This window comes from Porifericola rhodea (assembly GCF_030506305.1).
Classification (GTDB): Bacteria; Bacteroidota; Bacteroidia; order Cytophagales; family Cyclobacteriaceae; genus Catalinimonas; species Catalinimonas rhodea.
Map to the genome: position 1 here is coordinate 2,209,522 of NZ_CP119421.1, position 12,901 is coordinate 2,222,422.

Here is a 12,901-nt window from a genome sequence, read left to right on the forward strand (position 1 = left end):
CTTAGCTGAAAATGAGCAATATACATGTCAACATTAGCTAATGGTTATAGGATACTATTTTGTAAAGAGCCAAATATTTGTCAGCTTGCTTAACAATATTGAAATGGCGTTGAGCATAATCTATAATATCTCTTTTGCTAAAAATATATTTATCGCTTATGGCTTCTTCAATTGCTATTTTTAGAGCATCAGCAGATAAATTTTTTGCAAGAATTCCGTTAAAACCTGTTTGTATAATTTCTTTCATTCCTCCAATAGGAAAAGATATAATAGGTGTACCACAAGCCATCGCCTCTATCATAACATTTGGTAAATTATCTTCTCTAGAAGGTATTATTACATAATCTACAGCTGCATATAGTAGGCTAATTAAGCGTTCATCATTAATGCTGTGTAATGGAAGCGGTTGAATATTATTTTTGTTTATAGAAAAGTTTCCTTCTCCTAGCGTACAAATTACTATCTCTTCTTTTAAAGTTATGCTATCAATGGCTCCCTTAAGCAAGTCCATCCCTTTACGGTAATTACCAAGCCGATCACTTACAAAAAGGAATATTTTTTTATCGGTAGGTATATTAAAAACTGAGCGAGCAAATGTTGGATCATAATATTTAAATATTTGAGTATCCAAGCCATTTGCAATGTGGTAATGTGGGTAGTTTTTAAAGATCTCACTCTCTTGCGATGCCTTTTTTAACCACTCTGAGGGAGTGATCACTGTCAGTGCTTTAAAATGACTAAGAGCTTTTGCTTTGATATCTAACTCTTTTTGGTTCAAAGCAATTAACTCAGCATTGTCCCTATTTCTATTTAAGTCCCCCTGATAATGTAAGCCTCCCAGAAAAGGATTCATATCATGAAAAGTCCAGAAGACGGGCTTGTTTAAATTTTTAAAAACAGATGAAAAATCAACCAAATTACCTGCCCAGTGCAAGTGAATGATATCAGCTTGCTGAAAAACTTTACTGGCTCTAATATTTATAGAAGAGGTAGAAAAGCTAAACCCTTCAAAAGAGCTGTCCCCTTTTATTCGTAAAAGCCTTTTTTTTTGCCTTTCTTCCTTACTATGTTTAAGCTTAAGCTTCTTTAGCAGAGTATAAATTTTACTTTTATTTGAGCCCTCATAAACGTAGTGACTATTCGGCACCTCTTTTGTAGAAGGTCCCAAAAAGAGAAATTCGGAAGTAACCCCTCTTCGTAAATACTCTTTATGAAATCTAATAGCTGCCTGGGCAGCTCCTCCTCGATCTCTATAACAAATGTGAAGGACTATCAAATTAGACCGGGGAGTTTAAATTGAAACCTTCTGCAAGATCATGAAGAGAAATCATTTTATCCAATGCGTTATGATCAGTTAGGTAGCCTGTAATTTTTCCACCATTGGTATAGTCAATCGCAATAAAATCAGTCTCAAGAGTATGAGCAAATAACACAGAATGGAATCTCATGCAGAGATTGATTTTCGAAGCTTGCATAGCTTTCACAGTAAAATCAACAGAAGTGTTATATTTATGGATCACATGTTCAAAATCTTGAAAATATTTTTTTGCAAATTTTCTGTTAAAATCCCTATCATCATTACCAACTACAAATGTATGCATAGGGTAGAAAACAGGAGTTAAATCATGCTTAAGACAGGTCTCCTGGATATATTTAGCTAAATTTGCTTCAAATGCTTCCTTGGTTTTCAAAAACTCATCATGGTTTTTATCTCCCATATATTCGGAGGTCCATTCTCTTAGGAAACATGCTAATATGTTCTTTTTACTCTCAGTTTTAATTTTAGTACTTACTTTTCTAATATACTCACGCGCAGGGTCTCCAATATTTTCAATATCAGTGCGATTTGAAAGTTTTTTGGCATATTCAAAAGATGCATTATCACGTACTTTAATAGTAGTCGCGATTTGGAACATCTTCTTTACAGCATTAATATGTTGCTGTTCTTTTAAAGGTCCTACACCACACCCAAATATGATAGTCTTTCTATTGAATTGCTTGGCGATTTTAAATGCCCATAAAGGTACACTCAAGGCATTGATACCCATAAGTGGTCCTCCGCCCATGACAATTTCGTCACATTGAGCGCATGCTAAAGAAAATGACAGATCTTTAGTAGAAACTATGTATGCTTGAACTTGTAATTCTTTACATGTCTTTTCAGTAATAAATGGGTAGACGCTGCTTATATAAAATTCTATATTTGAGTATTTCTCTTTATAATAATCAATGATACTTCCTAAGATTGCTTTATCACCTACAGTTTCAGTACCATACCAACCTGTAATTAGAACCTTGTATGTTCCCTTTTTGCCAGGAAGTTTGTGTTTTAATAGAGCAATAGGAAGCTTAAAATAATGTGCTCTATGAATGTTCCGAAGGGAAATGTTTTTTTGCCAAAAGCTTTCTTTGAAGCTAATCAAAGCCTCTTTATAAGTAATTGGAGCATGATAATCGTGAATGCAACTATCACAATCATCGTTAATGATCCGTTTTCTTTCTATTAAGTTTTCATTGTAGATATCTAATGAGGATTGTTCCAGGCCATTTCCAATTTTTTGAGATTTAGGCGCACAATAATGCAGATCTCCTCTGGAGTTTAATACAACGCCATTAGCTTGATAAGGGCAAGCGATAAGACGCTTACCACCCCCTAAAATATTGATAATACTCTTATAAGTTCTTTTATAGGTAGGGTTCTTTTCAAATGTTAGTTCAACTTTTTTGAAGAAACACATAAGATGATATGTTTCCTCTTCATCAAAAGTTCTGATCACTTCTCCTCGGTCCTCATTATACAACCTTTTGATATATTCAGCTATTCGGAATCGTCCATAAATACCTTCTTCTTTCAAGAAGTCTAATAGCTCATCTACTTCCCATACATTAACCTTTGAAATAGTGCATCCTATAGCAACAGGTACATCTGTTTCATTTCTAAAATGATTAATGACATTAATAGCGGTATCAAAGTTACCCTCTCGCCCTCTTACTTTATCATGAGTCACTCCATATCCATCTAGAGAAACCATCATACTAAAGTTTTTTTCATAGCGATCGCATACTTCAATCACTTGGTGAATTCTATTAATTACATCTTTTTCTATAATTGCATTTGTGATAATGCTAAGTCCACGAAGGCTTGGTAGTTTTTTACAACAGGCTTCATAAAGATCAGCTAAATCTTCTCTTAAAGTAGGCTCTCCTCCTGTTATTCCTACACCTCTTACTTCTGAATATAAACTGTCATCTAAAATTTTTTCCAAATCCTGAGGTGAAACTTCGAATCCTTTTTTTTGCTGCCAGATGTTGCACATTGTGCATTTAGAGTTACAAATATCATTAGCATTCATATTGATGACAGTAGGCTTCTCAGGATTTTTTTGATGATGTTGTAGCCTGCTGTTATCCTGTTTCTTTAGATCTCGAAGGGCCCTATAGTCATGCCAAAGTGCACGTATTTGCTTTAAAGATTCTTTAAAAGGAATGTATTTTTTTCCAGGTATTTTCATAAACATAAGATCATGTAACTCTTTAAATCTTATAGTGGAAATGAGTTGCTAGGTCTTTAACACTCTGTGATAGGTAATTAATATCTTCTTCGGTAAAATAATTTACCCAATCTCCTTTTTTTCCACTTCTAACAAATGTCGTGGCATTTGCTTTATCAGATTCATTCTTAAAAGGCCTTCCACTTTCTTTTTCAATTTTTTTCATGCTTGTAAATGAAGACTCTTGGATAGCTTTGGCAAGCTGTTCTTCTGAAGCTTTAATTCCTAAAGCCTTTACTAAACGTTCTACTTCAGTGAATGTATTAGACAGCAGGTCTTCATATCTAAATAACGCTATTACATTTGATTTATCTTTCCATGAAGCCACATGTTTATGCCAACTGTTTGGAGAACTATTTACTTTTCTTAAAAACTCAGAAAAAGTAGTGTTCTTGGGGTTCTTTTTCTTCTGGTAATGGAAAAATGATACATAAACGTCTTTAGGATCTCGTATCAGATATATTACTTTTTTGAATGCTGGGTTAAATGTCTGATGACTTTTAATTATTCGTGGGCGAGGAAGTTTCTCAAGAACTTCATTGTGCACATTAATTTCTGGTACATAATTTATAGCTGTATGAAAATTTATTTGCTCTCCTTCTTTCTTTAAAAGATTTGCTATTAAAAACCTGACCCATGTGTTCCCAGATTTGGGGTATGATACCAAGAAAATATCATCATCATAAATTTCTGGATGGTCTGGAGAAGAGGTTTTTTTTTTTAAAAACTTAGATAATATATTCATAGTCAAAAAATATAATTTAATATTTTAGAGTTCCTCGAAACACCTTATTAGATGTTTGTCTTGATAAACTAACTAACCGTTTCTTCACTCCGTTTTGTATCCCATTCAGTAGGAATCGCCACCATACCTGGCCATTTCTCAGGAAAGTATGAGCCAGAGGTGTTAAATAAATTTTCAATTTCAAAGTCTAAAAGCTTTACTGAAGGTATAAGAACTTTAACTCCCGGGATTCCAAATTGAACATCAACTGAGTAACTGATCTTATTAAAAATATGTGATGGAATCTTACATGTTGTACGGTAAAAGCCTTTAGAAGTGTTAGAGTTACGAGTATAATGGTCTGTAGAAGCAAATACAAGAATGCCTTCATGGGTATTAACCTTTAGAACAATTCTCATCCCTTTTAGATGAACTTTAACCTGATAGTCAATCTCAATATTAATTTCTTCCGAGGTATCAAATTTTGTTTTTACTGTTCCTTGTCCATTTTTAATCCTGGCAGCAATCAATCTTATTTCTGATGACTTTGGTTCAACTCCTTCACCCCAACTGATTTCTCCTGCATGCTTAGCGAATTCGGGAGTATCCATATAATTATCGATAGCCTTATCAACATCTCCTGTAAAAACGATCTGTCCATTTACTAATTGAATCGCCTGCGAACATAAGTTACGTACAGCACTCATGTTATGACTGACAAATAGAACTGTACGGCCCTGGCCTGCTACATCTTCCATTTTTCCTAAACATTTCTTCTGAAACTCAGCATCTCCTACTGCTAGTACTTCATCAATAATTAAAATTTCAGGTTCTAGGTGAGCTGCTACCGCAAATGCAAGTCTAACTTTCATTCCTGATGAGTATCTCTTAACAGGAGTATCTAAAAACTTTTCAACACCACTAAAATCAACAATTTCATCAAACTTTTCCTTTACTTCACTTCTGGACATGCCCAGTATAGTTCCGTTTAAAAAGATATTTTCTCTACCAGTTAATTCTGGATGAAAACCTGTACCAACTTCAAGAAGAGATGAGACTCTTCCATTAATTTCAATTCTACCTGTAGTAGGTTCAGTAATTCTAGATAATAGTTTGAGCAAAGTGCTTTTCCCTGCTCCGTTCTTACCGATAATTCCAAAAGCTTCTCCTCTTTTAACTTCAAATGAAACATCTTGCAAAGCCCAAAACTCTTTTGCTTTGCTAGTTTCATTCCTACTAAAAATACTAGATACTGTCTCCTTCAGGCTCCCACTTGAAGTATTACCGATAGCATATAGTTTAGATAAGTTTTCTACTTTTATTGCAATGTCGTCCATATCAAATTATATCAGCTATAGTTCTTTCTACTTTTTTAAAGTAAAACAAAGAACTGATGAATAGTATTATGACCACCACAAACGAAAGATAAGACAATGTGCTGGGGGGGTATGTGCCCAAAATACTCCACCTGAATCCGTCAATGATACCTGCTATAGGATTGAGGTAAAATACAATAGATGCCCAGTCTGGAATGCGATCAACCAAAATATTGGATGGATAAGCTACTGGAGTAAAAAACATACCAAATCGTACTAAGAAAGGTACGATTTGCTGGAAATCTCGATATCTAATAGTTAATGCGCTTAGCCAAATTCCTACCCCCAGAGATGCAATTATAGACATGAAAAGAAAGAACGGTAGATAGATGATATTAGGAGAAGGAGAAACCTGATAAAAAAACATTAAAACAAAAATAATAATGGTTGCAATCCCAAAATCAATAAGGCCCACAATAGCTTTTGAAAGGGGAACAATCAATCTTGGAAAGTAGACTTTCTGAACCATCCCTTGGGCACCAATAATGGATTGCCCTGCTTGGCTCATTACTGTAGAAAAATATGTCCAGGAAGCTAAACCACTAGCAGCAAATAATACATAAGGAGTATTTCCTGTATTAATTTGCAAACCACGACTAAAAACCAGCGAAAAAACTACTAATGTGAGAAAGGGTTGGATTACACCCCACATTAATCCCAAAAAAGTTTGTGCATACCTTACCTTAAAGTCTCTGTAGGCTAAAGTATAAAGAAGGTCTTTGTAGCGTACAATCTCTTTGAGATCAAGAGATAAGATGCTTTTATTTGCATCTATGATCGTTTTTTCCATGTTAAATCAATAACTAATCTATGCAATAATAGGTTTTATACCAATCTACAAACTTTTGGATTCCTTCGTTCAAAGGTGTAGACGGTTTAAAACCTACATCTTTAATGAGGTCATTTACATCTGCAAAAGTAGCTGGTACATCCCCATCCTGAATAGGCATCATGTTCTTTTTTGCTTCCTTGCCCAAAGCCTGTTCCAAAGTATGAATAAAGTCCATAAGCTTAACAGGATTGTTATTACCAATGTTATAAATGGCATAAGGGGCGAAGCTGCTTGCTGCATCGGGTTTTTGTCCATCCCAGTCTACATTTGGCTTAGCGATATGAGGCAACAGTTTGACGATTCCTTCCACAATGTCATCCACATAGGTGAAGTCGCGCTTCATCTCCCCATTATTGAATACCTTTATGGGCTCATCATCAAGTATAGCTTTGGTAAATAGGAAGAGCGCCATATCTGGCCTGCCATAAGGTCCGTAAACGGTAAAAAAGCGTAAACCAGTAGTAGGAATATCGTACAGGTTGGAGTATGTATGAGCCATCAGCTCATTAGACTTCTTTGTCGCAGCATACAAGGATACAGGGTGATCAACATTATGATGTATAGAGAAGGGCATTTTGGTATTAGCACCATAAACAGAGCTTGAGGATGCGTACACCAAATGCTCTACCGGGAAATGTCGACAGGCCTCAAGAATATTTAAAAAGCCAGTAACATTAGCATCTATATAAGCATATGGGTTAACTAAGGAGTATCTTACTCCTGCCTGTGCAGCAAGGTTAACTATATAATGAAATCTCTCCTGCTCAAAAAGCTGATCTATTCTATCTTTTTCAAGTAGGTCTATTTTATGGAAAGTAAAGCTATCTAGTTCTTCCAAAATTTTAAGACGGTCTTTTTTCAAGTTAGGATCATAGTAATCATTAAGATTATCAATGCCTACTACTTGAAAACCTTGCTCACAAAGTCTTTGTGAAAGGTGAAAACCAATAAAACCAGCTGCGCCAGTTATCAATACTTTTTTTGTTTGACTCATAATAAATATTATAGCTTACCGTCTACCAAATTTTTATCAAGTATACTTTTGACATCATATATAACGCCATTTTCTTTTTTTACTTTTTTAAGGTCAAGTTGTTGAAAATATTTATGGCCTACAGCCATTATTATGCCTTCATATGCTTTTTTAGGTACAGAAAGTAATTCTATACCATACTCTTCGTATACTTCATTGAAGTTAGCTAATGGGTCATAAACTTGTACATCAACTCCGTAATCCTGTAATTCTCTGATAATATCTATTACTCTACTGTTTCTAATGTCCGGGCAGTTCTCTTTAAAAGTAATGCCTAGCACCAGCACTTTTGCTCCTTTTATTGGAAACCCTTTTTGCGATAATAGCTTCACTACTTTGTTTGCAACAAAGCTTCCCATGTTATCATTAATTCTTCTGCCAGCAAGGATAACCTGCGGGTGATAGCCAATGCTTTCTGCTTTATGGGTGAGGTAGTAAGGATCTACTCCAATACAGTGTCCGCCAACCAAACCTGGACGAAAAGGTAAGAAATTCCACTTTGTGCCTGCCGCTTCTAATACTTCTTGTGTATCAATTTGCATCCGGTCAAAGATTAGTGCGAGCTCATTAACAAATGCAATATTAATATCGCGCTGTGCATTCTCTATGACTTTCGCTGCTTCTGCTACTCTGATGGAAGAAGCTTTGTGCGTGCCTGCAGTAATTATGCTTTTGTATAGCAGATCTACTTTTTCGGCAATTTCTTCAGTACTTCCACTAGTTACCTTCTTTATAGAATGGACTCTGTGTTCTTTGTCTCCCGGGTTTATACGTTCGGGCGAATAACCACAGAAGAAGTCTTTATTATACGTTAAACCGCTAACTTGCTCTAAAATCGGTACGCAGTCGTCTTCGGTACAGCCAGGGTATACGGTAGATTCATAAATAACAATATCATTCTGCTTAAGTACTTTTCCTACCGCTTTGCTTGCACTTCGAAGCGGAGTGAGATCAGGCTTTTTGTACTGATCAATAGGAGTGGGCACCGTGACTATATATATGTTACAACTTTTAATGTCTTTAAGTTGATTAGTAAAGATAAGTCGATTTGATAGTCCGAATTCATGAGCTTCTACCTCTCCGGTTCTATCCTTTCCTTGATGTAATTCCTGAATTCTTTTGTGATCGATATCAAAACCTCTAACCTCATATTTCTTACCAAATTCAATAGCAAGAGGGAGGCCTACATATCCTAGGCCAACAATGGCAATCTTATTACTATCAGTATTTAAGCCCACTAAACATTACTTTTGACATTTGAAAAAATCACTTGCGCAACAATAATACCAAGCCCCAAAGCAATACCAGTAAATATTGCTAAAGCAATAATTAGTTCACGCTTAGGCTCACTGGTTTTTAATGGAATCTGTATAGGTTCTAAAACTTTAAACACAGGTGTTTCTTCCTGAACTTTAATTCTAGCTTGTTCAAGCTGCTGGGCCACACTCTGGTATAAACTGTAAGCTAAGTTATAATCTGTTTGCGCCTGTTCAATCGCTATTCTGGCATTTTCAGTCGCGATATTAAGATTTTGGTCTCTGATACGAGCTAGCCTTTGTTGAGCTGCTTCATATCTTTCTTCTTTTTCTAAAAATTGTTTCTCTATAAAATCCAGATTTTCCTGAGCTTTGTTAATTCTGTATTCAGTAACATACTTCGTTAAATAAGCTACTGCCAACCTTGTAGTATTTGCGGCTACTAGCGGGTCAGGCATTTCTGATGAAACCATTACCATGCCATTGGGTTGTATGGTTGTAGAAACCCTTTCTTTAAGAGAAGAAATAGCTTTAATTTGCTTATTATTTAAAGCTATGATTTCATATTCTATTTCACCTGAATTACCAAGCTGTGTGCTCTTCAAGGTGTCAGCAGGTGATGCTGTGTTTGTTTCTACAGAAGCAGGGGATTTGTCTTCTTTAAACCAACTCATAACTTTCAAAGGTAGGTTTAGAAGTATACGAGGAAGGCCTAGTGTATATTTTTTTAAATGATCTTGCAAAGTAGGCTCACTTACTTCAGTAAAATAATGATACAAACTCATTGTAGTATCTAAAGAAGGAAAGTACAACTCTTCTTGCATTAAAAACAAATAGAATGGTGTACTCTGTGTAATATCTGGGTATAAGCCTTTACTAAGTCCTGTACTATTATCTCCGACTCCAACTCCTGCAAGCCCACCAATCTGCTTCAAAAAATTGCTGGAAGAGTTACTTCCTGCTTCTTCTGACTGAGGCATCAATACCACATTAGTAGTATACTCTTCAGGGCTAACTATAGCAATGAATATCCCTATTATAAATGTACCAATGGTAGTATAAAGAATAGTTTTTCTTCTTTGCCAAATATCTTGAGCAAGTGCTAAAAGGTCTATCTCGTCGTTTTCAACAGGTCTCTTCCTTGAGTTTTCTTTATTCTTGGCTTGAGCTACAGACTCAATATCATTATCCTGATGCTTTTCCGTAGTTTCCACTATGCTTATTCTTGTTATAGTAAAGGAATTTTATTCACTTCAACACTTTGAACTTACCTCAGCTTTGGTGAAAAAGCTGCCAAAGGAGTTTTGTCTGGTGCAAAAATTAAATTTGTTCACTGATTATTTTAATACCGCTAACGATTCGCCACATTAATTACTGTAACTATAGTAAGAGCAATACTGGCCAGGGTTGAACCAATACCTACCCATGCCTGGGTAGAAAGTCCACCTTCTTTTTCAGGTACTATAATTTCTGCACCGGGCTTTACCTTTGGGTAATTTTTTAAAAACAAAAAGCTTTTTGTCCGGTCAACTGAACCATTTGCATAGACTATGTATGAACGTTTTCTGTCAGATTGTTTAGTAAATCCTCCCGCCTCAGAAATATACCTTTTAAAGCCTTTGGCACGATCATAACGGGTAGATGAAGGATATAATAACTCTCCGTTCATTTGTACGGTTTGTAGTTCTTTAGGTACTTCTAGTGTATCTCCAGGCAAAAGAATCAGGTCATATTTTGAGTCTGGATTGTTTAATATTGTTTCCAAATCAATACCAATCGCATTAGTTTCTGATATTTCCACATTTGTAGCTGCCAAAGTAGTCAATAGCTCTGGATTAAGCGTACGTGCGTTTAGGGCACGCTTTGCCAGTTGATTATCGTTGCTCGTATTGCTGTTATCATTTTGAGCTTCATTTTCTCTTTGTATGTCCATTAATTGTAAAGAGTCTAATACTTCCTGCTTTCTAATTTCTAACTCTTTATAATACTCAGGATTAAGTCTGATTAAACGTGCACCTTCAAGATAGGCGTAGCTGGTAAGGCCTCCGGTTCTTTCTACCAAGTCGGAAATTCTTTCGTTTTTGTTAGTAATAATATATTCTCCGGGGTACAGTACTTCACCTTTAACGGTAACGGGTTGCTGTATCTCATAGTCGGGTGATTTTCTGATGAACACCTGATCAAAAGGCATTAGTTCAAATGCCGCATTTTCAGCAGATAAACTTAAGTTTTTGTCTACTTTAAACTGGAAAATATTTGCCATCTGTACATTTTCAGACACGGGTACACCAGATGCCGTACTGGTATTGGCAGAAACTCGACGTGCTACTTCAACTCTGGCCTGAGAAGCAGATTCTTTAAAGCCTCCTGCCATTGCTATCAGGTCTTCCAGTGTCATACCTCGCATATAGCTAAACTCTCCTGGTGCTTGTACTTCACCTTTTATTTTAACCTCATATTCTTCTTCTAAATCAAAAATTGAGAAAATTCGTACTACATCTTCTCTTTGAAGTGGTATATCTGGCTTTCTGTCGGTTAAAACATCTCTAAGGCTTACAGACATCACCTCTGTCATAAGATCGTCACCCTTACGGTAGATTAGGGCACGGCTGGTGAAAGCATCTTCTCTTAGCCCTTCGGCTTTTTCTACCAGTTCTTTAAGGGTAAGTCCATCGTTTAACGAATAGGTTCCGGTACGAAATACAGCCCCTACTATTTCTACCCGATTCTCAAAACGATTCAATATAGAATCTACTTCTACAATATCACCATTTTGAGGTAAAAATGAATCCAGTGCATCTCCACTTAAATCTTCTATTCTTTTAGCTCTATTGGTTTTACGGATTACCCTTAAACGATGAGTATAAGCCTGATCAGTAAAGCCTCCACTAAACCGAAGCGCTTCTGCCATAGGCTCGTCCTGCTTCATTTCGTAGTAGCCTTCTCTCTTAACTTCGCCTTTAAGCTCTATTCTTGTAGAATAAGGTGCAACTCTAATGATGTCCTGATCCTGTAAAAAAATAGGATTAGCACCTTGGCCTTTTACCAGGTAGTCATATACATCTAAAGAAGCAATAACCTTGTTATTTCTTACTACTTCTATGTCTCTGAATGAGCCAATAAAAGTAGGCCCTCCTGAGAGGTAAAGGGCATTAAACGCCGTAGCTAATGAGGATAAAGTATAAGTACCTGGCCTTCTTACTTCACCAACAATAGTTACTTTAATACTTCTTACCCTTCCTAAAGAAACCTCAGCATAAGTATTGGGCCTGTTACCATTGTTTGAGCGTAAGCCGGAGTAAATGTTGGTTAAGCGATTCACAATTCTTTCAGAAGCATCTTCTACTGTTAAACCATTGACATAAATAGGGCCCAGATTATCTATTGTGACAGTTCCTTCACGACTTACTTCTAGTATATAGCTTTGGCGAGAGGCTCCCCAAACGTTTACCATAAGCTCGTCACCTGTGCCTAACTGATAGTTTTTAGGAGTGGCAATATTGATATTTGGTTCAAAAGAAATATCTTTATTACCAAAGAGCTCCATCCCAAACACTTTTCTCTCCTCTTTGCTAAGTTCGACACTAACGCCAGTAGCATTACTTGTGTCAGTAAGAGTACTGTCTTGGCGGCTCCCTCTGTTTGTTGGTCCCTGCTGGTTGTTCGAGCTCATTTGTGTTTTTACTGAGCGTAGGCGAGTCATAAGTTTGCTCACTTCTGCACGAGGCATACCCCGCATAACTGCAGTGGTTTCTATCTGTTGGTCAGAAAGGTTTCTACTTTCCGCAGCTTCAGCTAGTTTTTTGATTTGTGCCTCTGATAATTGGTCTACCTGAACCTTACTAAGGTCCTGTTCCAGAAGGCTGCTGTTTTGGGCAAGCGCAAGCTGGTAACTAAATAGAAAAATGGTGAAAACTCCTACTAAAATGGTTCTTATTGACATACCCTGTGTGCTGTGTAATAAATACAATGATGACTCCCTAAGTACGGCGCAAAGCTATGAATATTGCGTTTATCTAACAAGCTACTTGATTATACATAGATCGTACCATTTTATAAAGTAGCCATATTAATATCAGTCCAGTAATCAAATACTAGCAAGCTGTAAATGAGGCTCTTGAAACCTTAC

General features: G+C 36.3%; 9 protein-coding genes. All 9 read right to left on the reverse strand.

All coding sequences use genetic code 11. From position 1 onward, the window contains the following. Nucleotides 1-37: 37 nt before the first annotated feature. On the reverse strand, nucleotides 38-1,276 hold the full coding sequence (locus tag PZB74_RS09125) for a glycosyltransferase (protein ID WP_302242280.1): 1,239 nt from the start codon (nucleotides 1,274-1,276) through the stop codon (nucleotides 38-40). A 1-nt stretch (nucleotide 1,277) separates the two neighbouring features. Next, a complete protein-coding gene (locus PZB74_RS09130) occupies nucleotides 1,278-3,512 on the reverse strand; it encodes a polysaccharide pyruvyl transferase family protein (protein ID WP_302242281.1) in 2,235 nt (744 codons plus the stop codon). Nucleotides 3,513-3,534: 22 nt separating this feature from the next. Further along, nucleotides 3,535-4,296: a sulfotransferase domain-containing protein gene (locus PZB74_RS09135; protein ID WP_302242282.1), complete on the reverse strand. Its 762-nt coding sequence runs from the start codon at nucleotides 4,294-4,296 to the stop codon at nucleotides 3,535-3,537. A gap of 68 nt (nucleotides 4,297-4,364) precedes the next feature. Further along, nucleotides 4,365-5,612 (reverse strand): ABC transporter ATP-binding protein, encoded by a 1,248-nt coding sequence (locus tag PZB74_RS09140; protein WP_302242283.1) that lies wholly within the window; start codon nucleotides 5,610-5,612, stop codon nucleotides 4,365-4,367. Between the two features lies 1 nt (nucleotide 5,613). After that, nucleotides 5,614-6,441, reverse strand: a complete 828-nt coding sequence (locus PZB74_RS09145; RefSeq protein ID WP_302242284.1) for an ABC transporter permease — start codon at nucleotides 6,439-6,441, stop codon at nucleotides 5,614-5,616. A 13-nt stretch (nucleotides 6,442-6,454) separates the two neighbouring features. Next, complete coding sequence (locus PZB74_RS09150) at nucleotides 6,455-7,477, reverse strand: NAD-dependent epimerase (protein ID WP_302242285.1); 1,023 nt, start codon at nucleotides 7,475-7,477, stop codon at nucleotides 6,455-6,457. A gap of 8 nt (nucleotides 7,478-7,485) precedes the next feature. Further along, nucleotides 7,486-8,754, reverse strand: a complete 1,269-nt coding sequence (locus PZB74_RS09155; protein WP_302242286.1) for a nucleotide sugar dehydrogenase — start codon at nucleotides 8,752-8,754, stop codon at nucleotides 7,486-7,488. Beyond that, nucleotides 8,754-9,986, reverse strand: a complete 1,233-nt coding sequence (locus PZB74_RS09160; RefSeq protein WP_302242287.1) for a Wzz/FepE/Etk N-terminal domain-containing protein — start codon at nucleotides 9,984-9,986, stop codon at nucleotides 8,754-8,756. Before PZB74_RS09160 ends, PZB74_RS09155 begins: the two co-directional genes overlap by 1 nt. Before the next feature lie 137 nt (nucleotides 9,987-10,123). Further along, complete coding sequence (locus PZB74_RS09165) at nucleotides 10,124-12,715, reverse strand: SLBB domain-containing protein (protein WP_302242288.1); 2,592 nt, start codon at nucleotides 12,713-12,715, stop codon at nucleotides 10,124-10,126. Nucleotides 12,716-12,901 lie beyond the last annotated feature (186 nt).